Annotated in this window: 23 protein-coding genes; 14 read left to right on the top strand and 9 right to left on the bottom strand. The window is 68.8% G+C overall.

The features are described from left to right. Positions 1–12 precede the first annotated feature (12 nt). Positions 13–1,443 (top strand): acyl-CoA synthetase, encoded by a 1,431-nt coding sequence (locus tag ABI214_RS06045; protein WP_348611312.1) that lies wholly within the window; start codon positions 13–15, stop codon positions 1,441–1,443. 22 nt (positions 1,444–1,465) lie between these two features. Here ABI214_RS06045 and ABI214_RS06040 read toward each other — a convergent pair whose 3' ends face one another. After that, the gene (locus tag ABI214_RS06040) at positions 1,466–2,323 is read right to left on the bottom strand and encodes a 3-hydroxyacyl-CoA dehydrogenase (RefSeq protein WP_348607277.1); all 858 of its coding nucleotides are present in this window, start codon (positions 2,321–2,323) and stop codon (positions 1,466–1,468) included. 92 nt (positions 2,324–2,415) lie between these two features. Here ABI214_RS06040 and ABI214_RS06035 point away from each other — a divergent pair, with 92 nt between their 5' ends. Continuing rightward, positions 2,416–3,450, top strand: coding sequence for an NADP-dependent oxidoreductase (locus tag ABI214_RS06035; protein WP_348607274.1), 1,035 nt, complete (start codon positions 2,416–2,418; stop codon positions 3,448–3,450). Positions 3,451–3,453: 3 nt separating this feature from the next. Here the strand turns inward: ABI214_RS06035 and ABI214_RS06030 are convergent, their stop codons facing one another. The 6 genes from ABI214_RS06030 to dapD all read right to left on the bottom strand — a co-directional run bounded on the left by ABI214_RS06030 (position 3,454) and on the right by dapD (position 9,899). Then, on the bottom strand, positions 3,454–4,416 hold the full coding sequence (locus ABI214_RS06030; protein WP_348607271.1) for a TauD/TfdA dioxygenase family protein: 963 nt from the start codon (positions 4,414–4,416) through the stop codon (positions 3,454–3,456). Between the two features lie 4 nt (positions 4,417–4,420). Next, positions 4,421–5,071 (bottom strand): TetR/AcrR family transcriptional regulator, encoded by a 651-nt coding sequence (locus ABI214_RS06025; protein ID WP_348607268.1) that lies wholly within the window; start codon positions 5,069–5,071, stop codon positions 4,421–4,423. Positions 5,072–5,163: 92 nt separating this feature from the next. Then, entirely contained in the window at positions 5,164–5,973 is an 810-nt protein-coding gene (locus tag ABI214_RS06020; RefSeq protein WP_348607265.1) for an enoyl-CoA hydratase, read from the bottom strand. 127 nt (positions 5,974–6,100) lie between these two features. Then, positions 6,101–7,420 (bottom strand): YncE family protein, encoded by a 1,320-nt coding sequence (locus ABI214_RS06015; protein ID WP_348607262.1) that lies wholly within the window; start codon positions 7,418–7,420, stop codon positions 6,101–6,103. A 126-nt stretch (positions 7,421–7,546) separates the two neighbouring features. Beyond that, positions 7,547–8,935, bottom strand: a complete 1,389-nt coding sequence (locus ABI214_RS06010; RefSeq protein WP_408586051.1) for an amino acid permease — start codon at positions 8,933–8,935, stop codon at positions 7,547–7,549. A gap of 10 nt (positions 8,936–8,945) precedes the next feature. After that, the gene (dapD, locus tag ABI214_RS06005; protein WP_348607259.1) at positions 8,946–9,899 is read right to left on the bottom strand and encodes a 2,3,4,5-tetrahydropyridine-2,6-dicarboxylate N-succinyltransferase; all 954 of its coding nucleotides are present in this window, start codon (positions 9,897–9,899) and stop codon (positions 8,946–8,948) included. 118 nt (positions 9,900–10,017) lie between these two features. Between dapD and dapE the strand changes: the two genes are divergently transcribed. From dapE to ABI214_RS05955, 10 genes are all read left to right on the top strand, one after another. Continuing rightward, positions 10,018–11,115 (top strand): succinyl-diaminopimelate desuccinylase, encoded by a 1,098-nt coding sequence (gene dapE, locus ABI214_RS06000; protein ID WP_348607256.1) that lies wholly within the window; start codon positions 10,018–10,020, stop codon positions 11,113–11,115. An 18-nt stretch (positions 11,116–11,133) separates the two neighbouring features. Then, positions 11,134–11,943, top strand: coding sequence for a TIGR00730 family Rossman fold protein (locus ABI214_RS05995; protein ID WP_348607253.1), 810 nt, complete (start codon positions 11,134–11,136; stop codon positions 11,941–11,943). Next, on the top strand, positions 11,940–12,497 hold the full coding sequence (locus tag ABI214_RS05990) for a TIGR00730 family Rossman fold protein (protein WP_408586054.1): 558 nt from the start codon (positions 11,940–11,942) through the stop codon (positions 12,495–12,497). The genes ABI214_RS05995 and ABI214_RS05990 overlap by 4 nt, the downstream gene beginning before the upstream one ends. An 89-nt stretch (positions 12,498–12,586) precedes the next feature. Then, positions 12,587–14,362, top strand: coding sequence for a long-chain-acyl-CoA synthetase (locus ABI214_RS05985; RefSeq protein WP_348607248.1), 1,776 nt, complete (start codon positions 12,587–12,589; stop codon positions 14,360–14,362). A gap of 29 nt (positions 14,363–14,391) precedes the next feature. After that, positions 14,392–15,300, top strand: coding sequence for a dihydropteroate synthase (gene folP, locus ABI214_RS05980; RefSeq protein ID WP_348607246.1), 909 nt, complete (start codon positions 14,392–14,394; stop codon positions 15,298–15,300). Beyond that, the gene (locus ABI214_RS05975; RefSeq protein ID WP_348607243.1) at positions 15,297–16,220 is read left to right on the top strand and encodes a glucosyl-3-phosphoglycerate synthase; all 924 of its coding nucleotides are present in this window, start codon (positions 15,297–15,299) and stop codon (positions 16,218–16,220) included. Before folP ends, ABI214_RS05975 begins: the two co-directional genes overlap by 4 nt. 45 nt (positions 16,221–16,265) lie before the next feature. After that, entirely contained in the window at positions 16,266–16,610 is a 345-nt protein-coding gene (locus ABI214_RS05970) for a DivIVA domain-containing protein (protein WP_348607240.1), read from the top strand. Beyond that, positions 16,607–17,206 carry a DNA-3-methyladenine glycosylase I gene (locus ABI214_RS05965; protein ID WP_348607237.1) on the top strand — a complete coding sequence of 200 codons (600 nt, stop codon included), beginning with the start codon at positions 16,607–16,609 and terminating at the stop codon, positions 17,204–17,206. Before ABI214_RS05970 ends, ABI214_RS05965 begins: the two co-directional genes overlap by 4 nt. 154 nt (positions 17,207–17,360) lie before the next feature. After that, positions 17,361–17,528 carry a DUF3117 domain-containing protein gene (locus ABI214_RS05960; protein ID WP_003931055.1) on the top strand — a complete coding sequence of 56 codons (168 nt, stop codon included), beginning with the start codon at positions 17,361–17,363 and terminating at the stop codon, positions 17,526–17,528. A 101-nt stretch (positions 17,529–17,629) separates the two neighbouring features. Next, a complete protein-coding gene (locus tag ABI214_RS05955) occupies positions 17,630–18,502 on the top strand; it encodes a putative RNA methyltransferase (protein WP_348607230.1) in 873 nt (290 codons plus the stop codon). Here the strand turns inward: ABI214_RS05955 and glgA are convergent. Then, entirely contained in the window at positions 18,489–19,661 is a 1,173-nt protein-coding gene (glgA, locus tag ABI214_RS05950) for a glycogen synthase (protein WP_348607228.1), read from the bottom strand. The genes ABI214_RS05955 and glgA overlap by 14 nt on opposite strands. 100 nt (positions 19,662–19,761) lie before the next feature. Between glgA and glgC the strand changes: the two genes are divergently transcribed. Further along, complete coding sequence (glgC, locus tag ABI214_RS05945) at positions 19,762–20,976, top strand: glucose-1-phosphate adenylyltransferase (RefSeq protein WP_348607225.1); 1,215 nt, start codon at positions 19,762–19,764, stop codon at positions 20,974–20,976. 3 nt (positions 20,977–20,979) lie between these two features. Here the strand turns inward: glgC and ABI214_RS05940 are convergent, their stop codons facing one another. Then, a complete protein-coding gene (locus ABI214_RS05940; RefSeq protein ID WP_348607222.1) occupies positions 20,980–21,612 on the bottom strand; it encodes an O-methyltransferase in 633 nt (210 codons plus the stop codon). A gap of 414 nt (positions 21,613–22,026) precedes the next feature. On the opposite strand from ABI214_RS05940, the gene sigE reads away from it, so the two are divergent. Beyond that, a complete protein-coding gene (gene sigE, locus ABI214_RS05935) occupies positions 22,027–22,608 on the top strand; it encodes an RNA polymerase sigma factor SigE (protein ID WP_348611306.1) in 582 nt (193 codons plus the stop codon). Positions 22,609–22,616: the final 8 nt, after the last annotated feature.

Raw genomic sequence — 22,616 nt, 5'->3', positions numbered from 1 at the left:
ACAGTGAGCATCGTGCTGCTGACATCGCTCGACCCCCTCGCCGTCGCGCGCGGCGACGACATGCCCGACGCCGTCCGGATCGGCGATACCACCCTCTCGCGCACCGACATCCTCGGTGCCGCCGGAGCGCTGGCCAAGCGAATCGGTGGCGCGCGGCGTGTCGCGGTCCTCGCGACACCGACTCCCGCCACGATCATCGCGATCGTGGGTAGCCTGCTCGCGGGCGTCACGGTCGTTCCGGTGCCGCCGGATTCGGGCCCGGCCGAGCGCGAGCACATTCTCTCCGATTCCGGAGCCCAGGCGTGGCTCGGTCAGGCCCCCGACGACACCACCCTGCCGGTCGTCCCGGTGCGTGTGCACGCCCGGGACTGGCACACCCATCCGGAACCGAACCCGTCGTCGATCGCGTTCGTGCTGTACACCTCCGGGACCACGGGCGCCCCCAAGGGGGTACTGCTCAGCCGCCGCGCCATCGCGGCGGGCGTCGACGCCATGGCCGAGGCCTGGGACTGGACGTCGAAGGACGTGCTGGCGCACGGTCTTCCCCTGTTCCACGTCCACGGGCTGATCCTCGGGGTGATGGGCGCACTCCGGGTGGGTAGCCGACTGATCCACACCGTCAAGCCGACGCCGAAGGCCTACGCGGACGCCGCCCGCGCCGGCGGCACGCTGTTCTTCGGGGTGCCGACCGTGTGGTCGCGGATCGTCGAGGACGAAGAGTCGGCCCGCGCGCTCGGTACCGCCCGACTGCTGGTGTCCGGCAGTGCCGCGCTGCCGGTCCCGGTCTTCGAGCGGATGCGGGAACTCACCGGACTGACTCCGATCGAGCGGTACGGCATGAGCGAGACGATGTTGACGATCAGCACCCGTGTCGACGGTGAGCGCCGCCCCGGCTGGGTGGGGCTGCCGGTGCGCGGGGTGGAGACGCGACTGCGCGACGAGCGCGGGGGAGACGTGCCGCACGACGGCGAGAGCATCGGCGGGCTGCAGGTCCGCGGCCCGATGCTGTTCGACGGCTACCTGAACCGCCCCGACGCGACCGAGGAGGCATGGACCGACGACGGCTGGTTCAAGACCGGTGACGTCGCGGCCATCGACGAGGGCGGGTTTCACCGCATCGTCGGACGGGAGTCGACCGACCTGATCAAGTCCGGGGGCTTCCGCATCGGCGCGGGTGAGATCGAGACGGTGCTGCTCGGATACCCGGGGGTGAAAGAGGCAGCCGTCGTCGGGCTGCCGGACACCGACCTCGGCCAGCGCATCGTGGCGTTCGTCGTCGGTGACGGCTTCGACGAAGCGACGCTGATCGAGCATGTCGCATCGCAGCTCTCGGTGCACAAGCGGCCGCGTGAGGTGCGGATCGTCGAGTCGCTGCCACGCAACGCGATGGGCAAGGTCCAGAAGAAGCTGCTCGCCGCGGATTCGACACCACCGGCATCGTAACCCGCGGCGAGCGCACCGCGCGTCAGTCCGTGTAGCGGTAGAAGCCCTCGCCGGACGCGACGCCGAGCTTGCCCTTGTCGAGGTAGTTCTCCTTGAGCCACACGGCCAGCTTCTGCGAGGCCGCGTCGCCGTGCGCCATGATGTTGTACGGCGTGGTGAGGCCGATGATGTCGAGGATCTGGAACGGTCCCAGAGGCGCGCCCGTGGCGATCTTCCAGGTCTTGTCGACGTCGGCCGGTTCGGCGTAGCCGCCGGCCGCAAGGGTCGCAGCCGAGTTGAGGAACGGCACGAGCAGTGAGTTCAGCACGTAGCCGGCCTTCTCCTTGTGCAGTTCGATCGGCACCATGCCGATCGCGGTCGCGAAGTCGACCACCCGCCGGTACACCTCGGGATCGGTCCGCTCGGTGCCCATGATCTCCGCGGTGTTGGAACTCCACACCCGGTTCGCGAAGTGCAGCGCCAGGAACCGGTCGGGGCGGCCGGTGGCGTCCGCGAGGTCGCTCGGCAGCAGCGTCGACGAGTTCGTCGCGAAGATCGTCCGCTCAGGCGCGGCGCTGCCGATCCGGCGGTACGTGTCCTGCTTGAGCGAGAGGATCTCGGGAATCGCCTCGATCACGAGATCCGCGTCTGCGACCGCCGCGTCGAGATCGGACGTCAGCGTGATGCGGCCGGGCGTTGCGGCGGCGCTGCCGTCGTCCGCGCCGGGAACCTCCTTGCGATAGGTGTCGACCAGGCCCGCGAAACGTCCGCGCGCCGCCTCGAGCGCCTTGTCGTCGATGTCGTACGAGACGACGTCGAAGCCCGTGAAGGCTGTCTGAAATGCGATCTGGGAACCGAGAACTCCGGCGCCCAGCACAGTGACCTTCCGAATGTCCGTCATGAACTTCCTTCCGCTGGCGTGGCCGAATCGGACGGCCGCCGGTTCTCTGTGACCATATCCCCGGGGAGCACCGAGCGGCGTACCGTCGAGGTATGAGCGCTGTCACGAGCACCCGCATCGTTCTCGCCTCGCGACCGCACGGAGAGCCCACCTCGGACAATTTCCGTACGGAGACAGTCGAATTGCCCGACCCGTCCGACGGGCAGGTGCTGTTGCGCACGGTCTACCTGTCGCTCGACCCGTACATGCGCGGACGGATGAGCACCGCCGAGTCGTACGCCGCGCCGGTCGAGGTGGGCGACGTCATGGTCGGCGCGGCGGTCTCGCAGGTGGTGCAATCGCAGAGCCCGCAGATCGCCGCGGGCTCCTACGTTCTCGCGTACTCCGGTTGGCAGACGCACGCCGTGGTCGACGGCAACGCCGTGCGCGTCCTCGACCCGTCCCGGGCGCCCCTGTCCACGGCGCTCGGTGTGCTCGGTATGCCCGGGTTCACCGCGTACTCGGGCCTGCTGAAGATCGGGCAACCCAAGGAGGGCGAGACCGTCGTCGTGGCCGCCGCGGCTGGGCCCGTGGGGTCGACCGTCGGCCAGATCGCGAGGATCCACGGGGCCCGTGCCGTCGGGATCGCCGGCGGGCCGGACAAGTGTTCGTACGTCCGGGACGAACTAGGGTTCGACGCCGCGATCGACCACCGGTCCCCGGACTTCGCCGAGCGGCTGAAGGCGGCGGTACCGGACGGCATCGACGTCTACTTCGAGAACGTCGGTGGCCCGGTCACCGCCGCGGTGCTGCCGCTGCTCAACTCGTACGCACGGATCCCGGTGTGCGGGTTGGTGTCCCAGTACAACGTGGCATCGGCGCCGGAGGGTCCGGACCGGTTGCCGGCGTTCATGGGGCTCGTGCTCACCAAGAGCTTGACCGTGCGCGGCTTCATCCAGTCCGAGTTCGTGCAGGAGATGTACGCGGACTTCGAACGCGACGCCTCCCGGTGGATTGCCGACGGACGACTGAAGTACCGGGAAGACGTCGTACACGGACTGGACAACGCTCCGGCGGCCTTCCTGGGAATGCTGCACGGCAAGAACTTCGGAAAGCTGGTGGTCCGGGTCGGCCCCGACGACGCGTGAGCGTCAGGCCGGGACGCCGACAGGCCTGTCGCCGACGATCGAGATGCGATCCATGACCCGACGGGCTGGGTAGTAGTCGCTCGCGGCGTAGTGCTGGCACGCTCGGTTGTCCCAGAACGCGATCGTGTTCGGCTGCCACCGCAGCCGCACCTGGAACTCGGGCCGCTGGACATGGCGATAGAGCATCGTCAGCAGCTCGTTCGACTCCGCTTCGGACACTCCCAGGATGCGTTGTGTGAAGCCGATGTTCACGAAGAGCACGCGCCGACCCGTCTCCGGGATCACCCGCACCACGGGATGCGTCACCGCGGGGAAATGGGGCCGCAGCATGTCGACGGCGTCCTTCGGCATGCCCCGACCGAACGAGTTGATCCAGTCGTGCTCGGCCTCGAGATGGTCGATCCGCGCCCGGATGTCCTCCGGCAGAAGGTCGTACGCCGCACCGGTGTCCGTCCACAGAGTGTCGCCACCGACCGCCGGAACCTCGACTGCGCGGAGAACTGCTGCGAATGAAGGAAACTCGTGCCATGTCACGTCGTTGTGCCACAGGTTCTCGACACCGACGGCCATGGCATCCTTCGCGAGGGTCGCGACGTCGGCATCACTCTGGCCGGGCTGGGTGTACTTGAAGAACGGGTGCTGCTCGAGCTCGCCCCACCGGCCGGCGAAGGCGCGATGCTGGGTGCGGTCGATGTCCTGGTCACGGAAGAACAGCACCTTCCACTCCAGCAGCGCCCGGAGCAACTCGGCCAGCACGTCGTCGGGCAGGTCGCCGCCGAGGCGGAGACCGGTGATCTCCGCCCCGATCGTGGGAGTCGCCGGTGCGAGCGAGAACAACTCGTAGGGGCGCTGCTCGACCGATTCCGGCAGACGCGGTGCGACGAGCGGGCCGAACGCGGCCAGCGGATCGGTCGGGCGCGGTGCGACTGAGGTGTGGAATGCCGGGGGAGTGGACGTGGCGGTCATGGTGTTACTCCTTCGGAATCGCGGTGCGGCTCTCATCGTGGTCGATCGGAACGGGGGTGGAGGAAGGCGCCTCGAGCACGGCGACGCACGTGTCGATGAGATCGGCGATGAGTGCCGATGCCTCGGTCGCGGTGCGGTCGCGACCCTCGCGGGCGGCAAGTGTGACGATGCCGAGCATCATCACGTTGTCGGCCCGCCAGAGCGCCACCTCGCGCGGAACCGGCGCCAGGTCGATGATCAGTTGCTTTGCCGACCAGTAGCTTTCGGCGCGAAGATGCCGCTGGACGATGTCCGCGAGCGCCGGATCGAGCATGGTCTGGGCCAGGAACCGGGCGTAGTGGCTGCCGGGGCGTCCGAGCGTCTCGGCGGCCAGCGGTCGCAGGAGGGCCTCGACGGCCCGGCGCACGGTCGGTTCGCCGGCTCGGGTGATCTCGTCGAGCAACTCCTGGCGGCGGGTGTTCACGGGTGCCATACGGGACTCGATGACGGCCTCGATGAGCCCGTCGCGCGACCCGAAGTGGTACTTCGCGGCGGACTTGTTCGCCTGGTTGGCCGCGAGCTGGACGTCCTTGAGTGTCATCGCCGGCATCCCGCGTTCGGCGACGATCCTCTCGGCTGCGTCGATCATGGCCTGGCGAGAGGGGGTCTGAGTCACAACCGCGAGATTAAGGCTGTTGCCTTAGGCTGTCAACGGATAGCTGGGGATGCAATCTGACTGGGACCTGCCTGAGGCTGCCGCGACAGCTCCTAGCGGGTGTCCCGGAACATCGGATCCCGCTTCTCGCGCCGGGCCAGGGTGGCCTCCTCGAAGTTGTCGGTCATCAGTCGAATCATCAACTGGCCGAGTCCTTCCTGGTTCATGTGCTGCGCCATCGACGACGCGTCGAGGCTCGACCACAGGGTGCGCTTGGTGAGCTCGACGCCCGGGCGCGAGAACATCGCGATCCGCTGCGCCATGTCGAACGCCTCCTCGAGGAGATCCTCACCGGCGACGATGCGGGACACGAGCCCGATCCGTGCGGCCTCGTCGGCGTCGACGTCGCGGCCGGTGAGCATGATCTCGAATGCCCGCGACGATCCGATCGCTCTCGGAAGCAGATAGCTGAGGCCGAGTTCGCTCGCCGTCAGGCCGTTGTTGATGCCGGCCGCACGGAAGTACGCCTCGGGGGCCGCGAGGCGGATGTCCGCGGCCAACGACAGGCAGAGGCCGCCGCCGATCGCGGCGCCGTTCACCGCCGCGATCACCGGCTGATGCATGCGGCGCAGCGTGAGGATGACGTCGTCGAGCAGTTCCATCGAGCGCAGCGCGATCGATGGGCGGGTCAGCCCGTCGATGTGCGGTATGGGGCCCGCCGACGTCTGGTCGGCACCCGAGCAGAACCCCCGGCCGGCGCCGGTGATCACGACGGCACGCACCGAGTTGTCGTTGCTGATGGCCTCGAGCGACTCCCGGAACGGGATCATGACGTCGAACGCCATCGCGTTCATGCGTTCCGGGCGATTGAGGGTCACCAGTGCCACGTTCTCGCGCGGCCGTTCGACGACGATGAAGCTCAACGGATCTCCTACTGGCGAGGGTCGATTCCCGCCGACCCTACGCCGGTGGAGCGTCCGATGTGCCCGTTATCCCGCATCTCCCCGAACGCCTGTTTCGCGAAGCGACACACAGGATAGGGGGCTCGTCTCACGATCCCGAGCTGCCGGACGACCCGGGGGTGCCGAGCGAGTCGAGGCTGCCGGTTCCGCCCTCGTCGCCGCCGGTCGGCGCGGTCCACCCGGCCGGCACGTGACCGAGACGAACCCGTTGCGGGTGGTCTCCCACCGGCACCGTCGCGACCTTCTGTCCGGTCGCGAAGTCGATCGCGCTGACCGTGTCGTTCGCGCTCTCGGAGATCACGCACTGCGTGCCGTCGCCGTTGACCGTGGCCCAGTACGGCTTGCCTGCCGGGACCAAGGCCGATTCCTGCAGCGTCGTGGTGTCGACGGTCGTCACGTAGTCGTCCATCGTCCCGGCGATGCACAGCTTGCTGCCGTCGCGGTTGATCGACATGCCGTGGTGCCGGGAGTCGTTGACCCAGGTGGTGCGGTCCGGGTTGGTGGCCGGGTTCTTCGGCAGTTCCTTGATGCGGGTGATCCGGTCTGCGGCGATGTCGTACTCGACGAAGCCGTTGAAGAACGACACCTGGAAGTACAGCGTCCGCTCGTCGGGGCTGAAGGCCACGGGACGCACCGAGTTGGACAGGTCCTTGCGCCCGAACGCGTCGAGTCGATCACGCATGTTGATCACCTTCACGGTCTGGAAGGTCTGCGCGTCGACGATGGTGATCCGGCGGTCGCCCTTGGTGAAGTCCAGCTCCGGTGCGTCCAGCGGGGTGTTCACCTCGCCGATCGACATGTTCCACAGGTACCGGCCGCCGTCCGTGAAGACGTTCTCGTGCGGCTTGTCACCCGTCGCGAACGATCCGACCTGCGTGCCCGTGGCGATGTCGAGGACATGCACGGTGTTGCTGGTGGAGGCGGAGACCGCGACGCGGGTGCCGTCCGGGGAGACGGCCATGTGGTCGGCGCGGAAGCCGGACACCGGGAACCGCCAGTTGATCTTGCCGGAGGTCAGGTCGATCGAGACGACGTCGGCGAAGCTGGGCCGGGACGCGACCACCGCGGATCCGTCGGGTGTCGTGTACATGTCGTCGACGAACTGGTCGTGCCCTTCGCCGGCCGTCGCCCGGATGCCGAGGTAGAAGGCGAGCTTGACCGGGTTGAGGTAGATCTCGCGCAGCCGCTCGTCCTTGTCGGGGATCATGTTGATCCGGCCGAGCTTGTCGTAGCTGCCGGTCGACTTGATGACGTCGGCGGTGCCCTCCCAGTTGTTGCCGACGAACAGCACCTCGTCGAGCCCGGCCGGGGTCGCGGCGGCGGTCGGCGTTCCGGCCAGCGCCGAGAACACCGCGGCGGCCGCCACGGTGACGGCGCACCCTCTCCGAACGGTCCTACGTGATGTCACTCGCGCCCCTTTGTCGACTCGATTTGTCGGCGGGAGGTTAACAAGTGAATCCGCGCCGCACGCGGAAAACGCGAACACCGCCCGCGCGACAGGATCCGCCGGCGCCGGGGTGAGCGCCGCGCGAGGCTAGTTCGTGGGCTCCACCGCGGCCGCGGTCTTGCGCGCGCGGCGCCGCGAATTGATCATCCCGAGGACGAGGATCACGAGGAACAACACCGCTGTGGAGATCAGCTGCTCACGCGCGTCGCTGTCGAACGCCATCAGCACCACGAAGCCGGCCAGCAGTGCCAGGGTGAGGTAGCTGAGGTACGGGAACAGCCACATCCGGACCGTCAGCTTGCCCTCGCGCTCGAGGCGAGGCCGCAGCCGTAGGTGGGCGATCACGATGAACACCCAGATCACCAGCAGCGCCGCGCCGACGGCGTTGAGCAGGATGCCGAGCAGCGAATCGGGAAGCAGCCAGTTCAGCAGGACACTGACGAAACCGAAGAAGACCGACAGCAGCACCGCGTTGGTGGGGACTCCGGACTTCGACAGTTTCGCGAGCGCCGCCGGTCCGTCGTTGCGGCGGGCCAGCGAGAACGCCATGCGCGAGGTGCCGTAGACGTTCGCGTTGAACGCGGACAGCAGCGCGATGACCACGACCAGCTCCATGAGGCCGGAGACGTACGGGATGTTCGCCTTCTCCAGGACCGCCACGAAGGGGCCGTTCTGGAGTTCGGGGTCGTCCCACGGCAGTACGAAGACCATGATCGCGATCGCGCCGATGTAGAAGACGCTGATCCGCCACATGACGGTGCGGACGGCCGTCGCGATCGACCGTTCGGGGTGCTCGGACTCGGCCGCGGCGATCGTGACGATCTCGATGCCGCCGAACGCGAACGCCACGACCAGCAGGCCCGCGGCGATCCCGGCGAAGCCGTTGGGCATGAACCCGCCGTCGCCGAGGAAGTGGGTGAACCCGACCGGTTCGGTGCCGGGAAGCAGACCGAAGACGAGCAGCGCCCCGACGACGAGGAAGCCGATGATGGCGGCGACCTTGAGCGCCGCGAACCAGAACTCGAACTCGCCGAAGTTGCTGACCTTCGCGAGGTTCACGACCGCGAAGAACGTCACGAACACCAGCGCGACCACCCACTGCGGCACGCCGGGCAGCCAGTCGTTCACGATCGCCGACGCGCCGGTGATCTCCGCGCCGAGGACCATGATCAGCATGAACCAGTACAGCCAGCCCATCACGAAGCCGGCCCACTCGCCGATGCCGATGCGCGCGTAGTGCGAGAAGGATCCGCTCGCAGGCAGAGCGGCGCCCATCTCGCCGAGCATGCGCATCACGCACACCACGACGAAACCGGCGATCAGGTAGGAAACGAGGACCGCGGGGCCTGCCTTCGCGATCCCGACGCCGGTCCCCAGGAAGAGACCGGCGCCGATTGCCGACCCGAGGCCCATCATCGTGAGATGACGGACCTTGAGGCCGTGCCCTAATCGAACTGGGGTTTCGGTGGAGCTCACAAGCCGAGAATCAGTCGTTGGCGTGCAGTGCCGCGTTCAGTTCCACGCCGGTTCCCTTCCACGGGACCACCTCGACGGCGCCGGAGACGGAGTTGCGGCGGAACAGGATGTTCGACTGTCCGCTGAGGTCCGCGGCCTTGACGACGGTGCCGTCGGGGCCGGTGACCTTGGTGCCCGCGGTGATGTAGAGGCCGGCCTCGACCACGCAGTCGTTGCCGAGCGAGATCCCCAGTCCGGCGTTGGCGCCGAGCAGGCAGCGCTCGCCGACCGAGATGACCTGCTTGCCGCCGCCCGACAGGGTGCCCATGATCGAGGCGCCGCCACCGACGTCGGAGCCGTCACCGACGACGACGCCCGCGGAGATGCGGCCCTCGACCATCGAGCTGCCGAGCGTGCCGGCATTGAAGTTCACGAAGCCCTCGTGCATGACGGTGGTGCCGCTCGCCAGGTGGGCGCCCAGGCGGACCCGGTCGGCGTCGGCGATGCGGACGCCCGACGGAACGACGTAGTCGACCATGCGCGGGAACTTGTCCACGCCGAACACCGTCACCGGGCCGCGGATCCGCAGGCGCGAGCGCACCAGTTCGAAGCCGTCGACCGCGCACGGGCCGAAGTTGGTCCACACGACGTTGGCCAGCAGACCGAAGATGCCGTCGAGGTTGATCGCGTGGGGCGCGACCAGGCGGTGCGACAGCAGGTGCAGGCGCAGGTACGCGTCGTGCGCGTCCACCGGCGCCGCGGACAGATCGGCGATGGTCGTGCGCACCACGACCTGCTTGACCTCGCGCGCCTCGTCGTGGCCGGCGAGCAGCGCGAGGTCCGACGGGATGTCGGTGCCCTCGAGCGCGACGGTTCCGTTCTCCTGGTACTCGCCCAGTTCGGGGGCCGGGTACCAGGTATCGAGAACCGTGCCGGACTCGGTCACGTTGGCGACGCCTACTGCTGATGCTCCCTGTGCACTCACGGATGCACAGATTACGCGAGTGGGCGGACACGCTCCGGATGTGGTGAGCCGATCGCGGCCCGGGGGATGCGTTCCGACCGGTCGGCCGTGGCAGCCCGGCTGGCCCTAGTCTGGAGCGGTGAGCCTTCTCGATCTGCACGCCGACCCCATCGATCTCACCGCCGCCTTGGTCGACATTCCGAGCGTGTCACAGGACGAGGCCGTCATCGCCGGCGCCGTCGAGGCCGCGCTGCGGGAGCAGACCTCGGGGTTCGAGGTGATCCGCAGCGGCAACGCGGTGCTCGCCCGCACCAACCGCGGGCTGCCCAGCCGCGTCATGCTCGCCGGCCACCTCGACACCGTGCCGATCGCCGACAACGTGCCCAGCCGCCGCACGTCCGACGAGCGGGGCGACCTGTTGCACGGCTGCGGCACCGTCGACATGAAGTCCGGCGACGCGGTGTTCCTGCACCTCGCGGCGACCGTCTCGGATCTCGCCCACGACCTGACGCTGGTGTTCTACGACTGCGAGGAGATCGCGGCGCAGTACAACGGACTCGGCCGGATCGAGCGCGAGCTCCCGGAGTGGCTGCGTGCCGACGTCGCGATCCTCGGCGAGCCGACGGGCGGATTCATCGAGGCCGGCTGCCAGGGCACGCTGCGAGTGCGGCTGACGGCGTCCGGCACGCGTGCCCACTCGGCGCGTTCGTGGCTGGGCGACAACGCGATCCACAAGTTCGCGCCGGCGCTCGCGCGGCTGTCGGCGTACGAGGCGCGGTCGGTCGACATCGACGGCTGCGTCTATCGGGAGGGGCTGTCCGCGGTGCGGATCTCCGGCGGTGTCGCCGGCAACGTCGTGCCCGACGTCGCGGAAATGGACGTCAACTTCCGGTTTGCCCCCGACCGCAGCGTCGAGCAGGCGATCGACCACGTCCGGGAGATCTTCGCCCCGTCGGCCCTGGGTGGCCTCGAGCTGGGGTTCGAGGTCACCGACAGTTCGGCGGGCGCGCTACCGGGCCTGTCGCATCCCGCGGCCGCGGCACTGATCGACGCGGCCGGCGGGCAGTACCGTGCCAAGTACGGCTGGACGGACGTCTCGCGCTTCTCGGCGCTGGGGATTCCCGCGGTCAACTACGGTCCGGGCGACCCGAACCTCGCCCACAAGCGGGACGAGCACGTCCCCGTCCACCAGATCACCGACGTGACGCGCGTGCTGCGTGGGTACCTGAGCTCGTGAACGCCTAGCCTTGGCCGCATGGCACCAGAGAGGAAGACCGGGGAGGCGGCCCGACGAGGCACCGCCTCGGTGAAGCATCGCGGCCCGGTCATGCTGCGGCGCGATCGCAAGGCAGAGGCCACGACGGCCGACCGGCGACTGCTCGATCAGCGCGGCCCCACCGACTGGGTTCACACCGACCCGTGGCGGGTGCTGCGCATCCAGAGCGAGTTCGTCGAAGGATTCGGTGCGCTCGCGGAGGTGCCGCGCGCGGTCACGGTGTTCGGCTCGGCGCGCACGTCCGAGGAGACGGCCGAGTACGGGTTGGCCCGCGAACTCGGCGCCGCGCTCGTGCAGGCCGGGTTCGCGGTCATCACCGGTGGCGGCCCCGGCGTGATGGAGGCCGCGAACCGCGGTGCCAGCGAGAGCGGGGGCTACTCGATCGGACTCGGCATCGAGCTGCCGTTCGAGCAGCGTCTCAACGACTGGGTCGACCTCGGTATCAACTTCCGCTACTTCTTCGCGCGCAAGACGATGTTCGTGAAGTACTCGCAGGCATTCATCTGCCTGCCCGGCGGGTTCGGCACGCTCGACGAACTGTTCGAGGCGCTGACCCTGGTCCAGACGCGCAAGATCACCCGGTTCCCGATCATCCTGGTCGGCACCGAATTCTGGTCCGGGCTCGTGGACTGGCTGCGCGGCGTCATCGAACCGACCGGCAAGATCTCGCCCGGCGACATCGATCTGATCCACGTCACCGACAGCATCGACGAGGTGGTGCGCATCGTCGTCGAGTCCCAGCAGGGCGTGGACGAGGCGGCGCTCCTGGGAGACGAGGACGAGTGGTGAGCGGCGAGACGTCCGGCGAGAAGTTCGCCGTCTGTGTGTACTGCGCATCGGGTCCGGTGGATGCGCAGTTCCTGGAGTTGGCCGCGGAGGTGGGCGCCGCGATCGGTCGCCGTGGATGGCAACTGGTTTCCGGTGGCGGCAACGTCTCGATGATGGGTGCCGTCGCGCAGGCGGCCCGCGAGGCCGGCGCATGGACCATCGGTGTCATCCCGAAGGCGCTGGTGCACAGGGAGGTTGCCGACGTCGACGCGGACGAGCTGATCGTCACCGACACGATGCGCGAACGCAAGCGGATCATGGAGGACCGCGCCGACGCGTTCGTCACCCTCCCCGGCGGCATCGGCACGCTCGAGGAGCTGTTCGAGACGTGGACGGCGGGATACCTCGGGATGCACGAGAAGCCGGTGGTGATGCTCGATCCGGTGGACCACTTCCGGGGGCTGCTGCATTGGCTCGAGGGCCTGAAGGCGCAGGGCTTCGTCGCCCAGCGCGCGCTGGACGGCCTGATCGTCACGGGCGATGTCGAGGACGCGCTGGACGCCTGCACGCGCTGAAAGTGCTTCCCGTCGAGGGGTTCCGGGGACGGGACGCAAAGGTTACTGTGAAGTAAGAACCGACCGTTCCCCTCCCGTGAAGGATGCCGATGAGTTCCGACGCCACCGCCCCGACGATCGGTCTCGTGCAGCTGGCGCTGCAAATCCCGCGGATGGCGACCGAGCTGCCCAGCCTGGCGCGTGGGGCGCTGGGGTTGACCCGCACGCCGGACAGCCGACTCTCCATCGGGCGGGTCTTCCAGGAACTGGCTCGGCGGCAACCGCACCACCCGTTCATCCGATTCGAGGGCGCGTCCGTCACCTACGGTGACGCGAACGCCCGGGTGAACCGGTACGCCGACGTCCTCGCGCGTCGCGGTGTGCGGCACGGCGACGTCGTCGGGATCCTCATGAAGAACCGGCCCGAGGCGCTGCTGCTGACGCTCGCGGCCGTCAAGCTCGGTGCGATCGCGGGGATGCTGAATCACAACCAGCGCGGCGACGTCCTGGCGCACAGCCTGTCGCTGCTGGACAGTCGGGTTCTCGTCGTGGGGGAGGAGTGTGACGAGGCGATAGCGTCGCTCGACGGCGATCCGCATGCCGCGACCATGCTCTCCAGCGCCGAACTCGATGCCGCCGCCGAGTCCGCGGATGCATCGAATCCTGCTGTGTGCGAGCGTATCCAGGGCAAGGATCGGGCGTTCTACATCTTCACCTCGGGCACGACAGGGCTGCCCAAGGCGAGCCTGATGAGCCACTTCCGCTGGCTCAAGAGCATGTCCGGACTCGGTGCGATGGGAGTTCGCCTGCGCCGCAGCGACACTCTCTACTGCGCGCTGCCGCTCTACCACAACAACGCGCTCACCGTGTCGCTGTCGTCGGTGCTGTCGTCCGGCGCCACCTTCGCCATCGGGCGCACGTTCTCCGCATCCCGGTTCTGGGACGACGCGAAGGTCAACGGCGCCACCGCCTTCGTCTACATCGGCGAGGTGTGCCGGTACCTGCTCAACCAGCCGCCCAAGCCCTCGGACCGCGACAACGACATCCGTCTGATCGTCGGAAACGGGCTGCGACCGGAGATCTGGACCGAGTTCACCGAGCGGTTCGGCATCGACCGGGTCGCCGAGTTCTACGGCGCGAGTGAATGCAACATCGCCTTCGTCAACGCACTCGGTGTCGAACGCACCGCCGGGATTTGTCCGCTGCCGTACGCGGTCGTCGAGTTCGACCCCGAAACCGGCCGGGCCCGCCGGGATTCGGCTGGACGCCTGCGCCGCGTCGGCTCCGGCGAGGTGGGTCTGCTGCTGTCGAAGGTCACCGACCGCGCGCCGTTCGACGGGTACACCGATCCCGATGCCAGCGAAAAGAAGCTCGTCCGAGACGGTTTCAAGGACGGCGACTGCTGGTTCGACACCGGGGACCTCGTGCGCCGCCAGGGATTCATGCACGTTGCGTTCGTCGACCGACTGGGGGACACGTTCCGGTGGAAGGGCGAGAACGTCGCCACGACCGAGGTCGAGGGTGCGCTGTCGGCGCATCCCGCGATCGACGAGTCCGTCGTGTACGGCGTCGCGGTGCCCGGAACCGACGGCAAGGCGGGCATGGCCGCGGTGACCCTGCATCCGGGACACGAGTTCGACGGCGGGCTGCTCGCGAAGGAATTGTTCGACCGACTACCCGGGTACGCGATTCCGCTGTTCGTGCGGGTGGTCGAGTCGCTCGAGACGACCTCGACGTTCAAGAGCCGCAAGGTGGGACTGCGTGAGGAGGGGTACTCCGCGAGCGTCGACCGACTGTACGTGTTGGCCGGCCGGGCCGACGGCTACGTGCCCGCCTACGACGACTACGCGCGGCAGGTCGCCGAGGGGAATGCTCCCAGGGCGTAGTGCGATCCCCGTCATGCGACTATGGGGGCATGGCACCGCGCCCCGCCTCTGATGACACCTCGGCCCCCGGCCACGTCCTGCCCACGCTCTGTGGCAGGCCGGTCGCGACCGATCGTGCACTGGTGATGGCGATCGTCAATCGCACCCCGGACTCGTTCTACGACCGCGGCGCCACGTTCAGCGACGAGGCGGCCATGGCGGCCGTCGATCGCGCCGTCGCCGAGGGCGCCGACCTGGTCGACATCGGCGGGGTCAAGGCGGGCCCGGGCGCCGTCGTCGACAGCGCCGAGGAGATCCGCCGCGTGGTCCCGTTCGTCGAGGCGATCCGTGAGCGTCACCCGGACGTGATCATCAGCGTCGACACGTGGCGCAGCGAGGTGGCGCGACTGGCCTGCGCCGAGGGCGCAGATCTGATCAACGACACGTGGGCGGGCGCCGACCCGTACCTCGTGGAGGTCGCCGCCGAACTGGGCGCGGGAATCGTCTGCTCGCACACCGGCGGCGCCGTGCCGCGCACCCGCCCGCACCGCGTCCGCTACACCGACGTCGTCGCCGACGTCGTCGACGAGGTGGTCCGGGCGGCCGAACACGCGGCCCGACTGGGCGTGAAGCCGGACTCGATCCTGATCGACCCGACCCACGATTTCGGGAAGAACACCTTTCACGGGCTCGAATTGTTGCGCCGCGTGGAAGATCTCGTTAAGACCGGATGGCCCGTCCTGATGGCGCTGAGCAACAAGGACTTCGTCGGGGAGACTTTGGGTGTGGAACTGGCCGAGAGGTTGGAGGGCACCCTCGCGGCGACCGCGCTGGCGGCCGCCGGTGGCGCTCGCGTGTTCCGCGTCCACGAGGTTGCCTCGACCCGGCGTGTGGTCGACATGGTCGCCGCGATCATGGGTACCCGGCAGCCGGTCCGCACCGTACGGGGGTTGGCATGAGCATCACCGAAGCGTCACGCACCTGGACGGACGCCAACAGCTGGGATCACCCGTGCTGGAGCATCACCGAACTCGAGCGAGCCAAGGCGGGGCGCACGGTGTCGGTCGTGCTGCCGGCACTCAACGAGGAGAAGACCGTCGCGGGCGTCGTGGACACCATCCACCCCCTGCTGGGCGGGCTGGTCGACGAGCTGATCGTCCTCGACTCGGGCTCGTGCGACGCGACGGCCGAGCGGGCCGCGGCCGCCGGGGCGAAGGTCATCAGCCGTGAGGACGCCGTCCCGGGTCTGCCGCCCGTGCCCGGCAAGGGCGAGGTGCTGTGGCGTTCGATCGCCGCGAGCACCGGCGACCTGATCGCCTTCGTCGACTCCGACCTGGTCGACCCCGATCCGGCGTTCGTCCCCAAACTGCTGGGCCCGCTGCTCACCGTCGACGGGATCCACCTGGTCAAGGGCTATTACCGGCGTCCGCTGCGGGTCAGTGGCACCGAGGACGCGAACGGCGGCGGCCGGGTCACCGAACTGGTCGCACGGCCCATGCTCGCGGCGCTGCGCCCCGAGCTGACGTGTGTGCTGCAGCCGCTCGGCGGCGAGTACGCCGGCACCCGCGAACTGCTGTCGTCAGTGCCGTTCGCCCCGGGCTACGGCGTCGAGATCGGCCTGCTCCTGGACACGTACGACCGACTCGGGCTCGCCGCGATCGGACAGGTCAACCTGGGGGTGCGCAAGCACCGCAACCGGCCGCTGTCCGACCTCGGCGTCATGAGCCGGCAGATCATCGGCACGATGCTGCGGCGGTGCGGAGTCGAGGACAGCGGCGGCGGGCTGACGCAGTTCGTCGCCGACGGCGACTCGTTCGTCCCGGCGCGAACCGACGTCTCGCTCGCGGATCGCCCGCCGATGAACACGATCCGTTCCTGACCCGCCCCCGGGATACATGTCGGCGGTTCGTGACAGTATCGGGGCATGCTGACGGTCCTGCTGTACCTGGTGATCATGGCGCTGGTCGGTGGTCTGCTCTACCTCGCGGCGAGCATGGTGTTCGGTCGTTCCGAGGAACTGCCGCCGCTGCCCGCGGGTACCACCGCGACAGTGCTGCCCGCTGAAGGGGTCAGCGGAGCCGACGTGCGCGCGCTGCGGTTCCAGCAGACGCTGCGTGGCTACAAGGCCAGTGAGGTGGACTGGGCGCTCGACCGTCTCGGTCGGGAGATCGATTCCCTGAGAGCGCAATTGGCGGAACGTGTCGACGCCGGGGTGGCCGATGGTCCCGACGAGGCGGACGGACCCGACGAGACGGAGGCGGACCGATGAGCGCGGCTGTGGGGGAAGATGTTTCGTTGTCGGACGATCGGGCGCGCTGTCCGTGGGCCGTCGACACCGACGGTTCCCGAATCTACAGCGACTACCACGATTTCGAGTGGGGGCAGCCGCTGCACGGCCGCGACGCCCTGTTCGAGAGGCTGGCCCTCGAGGCCTTCCAGTCGGGGCTGTCGTGGATCACGATCCTGCGCAAGCGAGAAGCGTTCCGGGAGGTGTTCGCCGGCTTCGACCCCGACGCCGTGGCGGCCTTCACCGAGGACGACGTCGCTCGACTCCTGGGCGACGCCCGCATCGTCCGCAACCGGGCGAAGATCGAGGCCGTCGTCACGAACGCGCGCGCCGTGCTGGACCTGGCCGACACCGACCTGGACACGCTGCTGTGGTCGTTCGCCCCGCCGCGGCGCGCGCGGCGGTACGAGCGAGTCGAGGACGTGCCCGCAATCACTCCCGAGTCGACCGCGATGGCCGCCGAGTTGAAGCGCCGAGGCTTCCGATTTGTGGGTCCGACCACGGCATATGCGCTGATGCAGGCCACCGGGATGGTCGACGACCATCTCGCCTCGTGCTGGGTCGAACTGCACGGGTAAGGCTGTCTGATTCGAGTGGTTTTTTCGACTCAGCTACCCGGCAACCCGCTCGATAGGGAAGAATGGAGCGCAGAGCCTCGCTAAGTGCTGGCGGGGCACCCGCGGTAACTCGAGGCGCTAGCGATATCCGGCGCAGATGTGGAGGGAGCAGAGGATGGCGGCCATGAAGCCCCGGACCGGGGACGGTCCCCTCGAGGCAACCAAAGAGGGACGAGGAATCGTCATGAGGGTGCCGCTCGAGGGCGGCGGACGTCTGGTCGTCGAACTCACCCCGGAGGAAGCTGCGGCGCTCGGGGACGAACTCAAGGGCGTCACCAGCTGAGAGGATCTTCCCTCTTCGGCGTTTCCGGCCGGGTCGATTCGTCGACCCGGCCGACGCCTGCCGGTGACCAAGGAACTTCCGGAAAGGGCACGGCGGTACAGGTGCTGGCGGATGTGTGTGCACTTCTCGCGTGCCCACAATGCGGCGAGGAGCTCGACCTCGAAGGAGACGCCGGCCGCGCCTTGGTGTGTCTGCGCGGCCACAGCTTCGACGTCGCCCGTCAGGGCTACGTGACGCTGCTGACCGGCGCCGCGACCAAGTTCACCGGCGACAGCCCCGAGATGATCGCGGCGCGCAGCGAATTCCTCGACGCGGTCCACTTCGACCCCCTGATGGATGCCGTGGCCCACGCTGTCGCGGAGACGGTCGGGGACGCGGAGGGCGCGGTCGAACCGCGAATCCTCGAGATCGGTGCGGGCACTGGGCACTACCTCGCCCGAGTGCTCGACGCGATCCCGGCGGCGCAGGGCATCGGCCTCGACGTCTCCAAGCCGGCCGCACGGCGACTGGCGCGGGCCCACCCACGAGCCGCGGCCGTCGTCGCCGACGTCTGGCGGGCACTGCCCGTCCGCGACCACGTTCTCACGCACGTCCTCTCGATCTTCGCACCGCGCAACGCCGCCGAGATCGACCGTGTGCTCGCCGATCGCGGCACCCTCGTCGTCCTCACCCCCACGGACCGGCACCTCGCGGAGCTGATCGACCTGCTCGGCATGGTCCGGGTCGACGACCGAAAGGTCGAGCGACTCGGCGAGACCGTGGCCGGGCGGTTCGACCGCGTCGACCGCACTCCGGTCGAAGTCCGGATGACGTTGTCGCACCGGGACGTCGAGAATCTCGTCGGAATGGGGCCCTCGGCCCGGCACCTCACCGCCGAGCGGCGGGCGGAGGCGATCGCCGCGCTGCCGGAGCCGTTCGTCGTGACGGCCTCCGTCGTCGTCTCGACCTATCGGCGGGCCGCTACCGCCGACTGAGCACGTCGGCGTACACCTCGAGGGTCTCCTGCGCGATGCGTGCCCACGAGAACTCCGCGGTCGCGCGCGCACGTCCCGCTCGGCCCATCGCCGCTGCCCGGTCCGCGTCGGTCGCGATCTCGTTCACCGCCGCCGCGAGCGCGTGCTCGAATGCCTCTGTCTCGTACGAGTTGTAGTGCACCAGCCAGCCGGTGACCCCGTCCTGCACCACCTCGGGGATGCCGCCGACGTCGGACGCGACCACGGCCGTCGCGCACGCCATCGCCTCGAGGTTCACGATGCCCAGCGGCTCGTACACGGATGGGCAGACGAACACTGTTGCCGCGGAGAGGATTTCGCGTACCTGTTCGGTGGGGAGCATGTCCCGGATCCAGACCACCCCGTTCCGGCGCGCCGAGAGTTCGGCGACGGCGGCCTCCGTCTCGGCCGCGAGTTCCGCGGTGTCCGGGGCGCCCGCGCACAGGACGAGTTGGATCGACGGATCGAACGCGTGCGCCGCGGCGACGAGGTGGGCGAGCCCCTTCTGGCGCGTGATCCGGCCGACGAACACGACGATCGGGCGGCCCGGGTCGATGCCGCGCGCCGTCAGCACCGAAGTGGTCCCAGGTGCCGCCGGACCCGGATGCCACACCTGCGAGTCGATCCCGTTGTGCACCACATGGACCCGCGCCGGGTCGATCGCCGGATACGTGTCGAGGACGTCCGCGCGCATCCCGGCGCTCACCGCGATGACGGCATCGGCGTGCTCCATCGCGTTGCGCTCGGACCACGACGAGACGCGGTAGCCGCCGCCGAGTTGTTCCGCCTTCCACGGTCGCCGCGGCTCGAGCGAGTGCGCGGTCACGATGTGCGGGATGTCGTGCAGCGCGCCGGCCAGGTGGCCCGCGAGCCCCGTGTACCACGTGTGCGAATGCGCGACGTCGGCGCCGTCCGCTGCCTGTGCCATCCGCAGTTCCGCCGACAGCGTGCTGAGGGCGGGATTGGCGCCGCCGAGTTCGGGGTCGGGGCGGTGCACGAACGCACCGTCACGGGGGGCGCCCATGCAGTGCACGTCGACGTCGCACAGTCGCCGCAGGTGCGCGACCAGTTCCGTGACGTGGACCCCCGCGCCTCCGTAGATCTCCGGGGGATACTCCTTCGTCATCATCGCGACCCGCACCGGGTAAACGTAACCGCCGGAACCCGTTCCGGCCAGCGGGCTCGCATGTGTTCCGGGCAACGGTGGCGGCGGTCGGGGGCCGCCGGATAGGTTGACTGGTGTGAGGAGTCAGCCCCATGTGCTCGGGATCGTGCTCGCCGGCGGCGAGGGCAAGCGCCTGTACCCGCTCACCGCCGACCGGGCCAAGCCCGCCGTGCCGTTCGGTGGGGCCTATCGGCTCATCGACTTCGTGCTCAGCAACCTCGTGAACGCCGGTTACCTGCGTATCTGCGTGCTCACCCAGTACAAGTCGCATTCGCTGGACCGGCACATCTCGCAGACCTGGCGGCTGTCCGGGTTCGCAGGCGAGTACATCACCCCGGTGCCCGCACAGCAGCGGCTCGGGCCGCGCTGGTACACCGGCAGCGCGGACGCGATCTTCCAGTCGCTCAACCTGGTCTACGACGAGGACCCCGAGTACATCGTCGTCTTCGGTGCCGACCACGTGTACCGCATGGATCCCGAGCAGATGGTGCAGCACCACATCGACTCCGGTGCCGGAGTGACGGTGGCCGGCATCCGCGTTCCGCGCAGCGAGGCGTACGCGTTCGGCTGCATCGACAGCGACGAATCGGGGCGGATCACCCAGTTCCTCGAGAAGCCCGCGCACCCGCCGGGCACCCCGGACGATCCCAACGTGACCTTCGCCTCGATGGGCAACTACGTCTTCACCACGAAGGTGCTCGTCGACGCGATCCGCGCCGACTCCGAGAACTCCGACTCCGACCACGACATGGGCGGCGACATCATCCCGGCGCTCGTCGAGGCGGGCCTCGCCTCGGTCTACGACTTCAAGAACAACGTGGTCCCGGGCGCGACGGACCGCGATCGCGGGTACTGGCGGGACGTCGGGACCATCGACGCGTTCTACGACGCGCACATGGACCTGGTGTCGGTGCACCCTGTCTTCAACCTCTACAACCGGCGCTGGCCCATCCGCGGCGGCGCCGAGAACCTCGCTCCCGCCAAGTTCGTCAAGGGCGGGCTCGCCCAGGAGTCCGTCGTCGGGGCCGGCTCGATCCTGTCCGCGGCAACGGTCCGGAACTCGGTCCTCAGCTCCAACGTGATGGTCGAGGACGGCGCGACCGTCGAGGGCAGCGTCCTGATGCCGGGCGTCCGGGTCGGCAAGGGCGCCGTGGTGCGTCGCGCGATCCTCGACAAGAACGTCGTCGTCGGGGAGGGCGAGATCATCGGAGTCGACCTCGAACGCGACCGGCAGCGCTTCGCCGTCAGCAACGGCGGTGTCGTGACGATCGGGAAGGGTGTCTGGATCTAGGCCTCAGTTCCGCGCGGCGCACAGCAGGCCGTCGCCCACCGGGAACAGCACACGCGTGAGCCGATCGTCGTCAGCGATCGCCCGCGCGGCCTCCCGGACCGCAACCGTGGTGGCGTCGCGCTGACCGGGATCGGCGACCCGGCCGCCGAGGAGCGCGTTGTGCAGCACGATGACGCCGCCGGGCCGCAGCAGGCGCACACCCTCGCGCACGAAGTGCGGGTGGTCGACCGGGGCGTTGTCGATGAACACCAGGTCGTAGGCCGAGTCCGCGAGCCGCGGCAGGACGTCGAGCGCGCGGCCGTTGATCAGCCGCGTGCGGGACGGGGCGATACCGGCGAACCGGAATGCCTGCTTGGCCGCGCGCTGATGCTCGGGTTCGCTGTCGATCGTGGTGAGGACGCCGTCCTCGCGCATGCCGCGCAGCAGCCACAGGCCACTGACGCCTGCGCCCGCCCCGACCTCGACCACCGTCTTCGCGTCGAGCATCTTGGAGAACAGTGCGAGTGCGGCACCCACCGGCGGTGGCACCGGGGTAGCGCCGAGTTCCGTCGCCCGGTCGCGGGCGGCGGTCAGCATCTCGTCCTCGAGGATCGAGTCCTCGGTGTGGGTGAGAATTCGTTCGGCGTTCGTGTGCACGCAATAGAGGCTAGCCTTGCCGCGAAGTCCCGGCGTCAAGGCTCGCTCGCGGTCACATCGCAAGGCCCGCCTCGGTCACATCGCAAGGCCCGCCTCGGTGAAATTCTCAGGCACAGCTCAGCTTGCTCATAGTGCGCACATATCGCCGTGCGACAGGGTGAGTGCAACGCCGGACGACTAGACCGCACGGCGTGAAGATCGCGCAGACCGACCCCTGCGGACGGTGGCGGGAACAATTCCGTGCACTCGGGAGTTGAACCCACACAATCCGGTGTCTCCGTGATCCGCGGTCCTGAGTAGGAGGATCCACCCATCCACATGATCAATGCCGAACGCACCCTCCACGACACCGCCGACGAACTCGTCGCGGCGGGCACAGATTCAGGTGTGTCCGCACCCGGCGTTGACGATGTGATGTCAGAACCGACCGGCACCGCTGTCTTCGACGCTACAGGCGACAAGGCCGCGATGCCGTCGTGGGACGAACTGGTCCGCGAGCACGGCGACCGGGTCTACCGGCTCGCCTACCGGCTGTCGGGCAACGCGCAGGACGCCGAGGACCTCACCCAGGACACCTTCATCCGGGTGTTCCGCTCGCTCCAGAACTACCAGCCCGGGACGTTCGAGGGCTGGCTGCACCGCATCACCACGAACCTGTTCCTCGACATGGTCCGCCGCCGCAACCGCATCCGGATGGAGGCGCTGCCCGAGGACTACGACCGTGTCCCCTCCGACTCGCCGAACCCCGAGCAGATCTACCACGACGCGCGCCTGGCGCCCGACCTGCAGTCGGCGCTCGACTCGCTGGCCCCGGAGTTCCGCGCCGCCGTCGTCCTGTGTGACATCGAAGGACTGTCGTACGAGGAGATCGGTGCCACACTGGGGGTCAAGCTGGGTACTGTGCGCAGCAGGATCCACCGTGGACGCCAGGCGCTGCGCGAGCACCTCGCCGCGAATGGCAAGGTGGACTCGGATCGGATCGGTATCGGCCATTGATGCAGGAG

This window comes from Prescottella soli (assembly GCF_040024445.1).
Taxonomy (GTDB): Bacteria; Actinomycetota; Actinomycetes; order Mycobacteriales; family Mycobacteriaceae; genus Prescottella; species Prescottella soli.
This window is presented reverse-complemented; position numbering and strand designations above follow the sequence as displayed.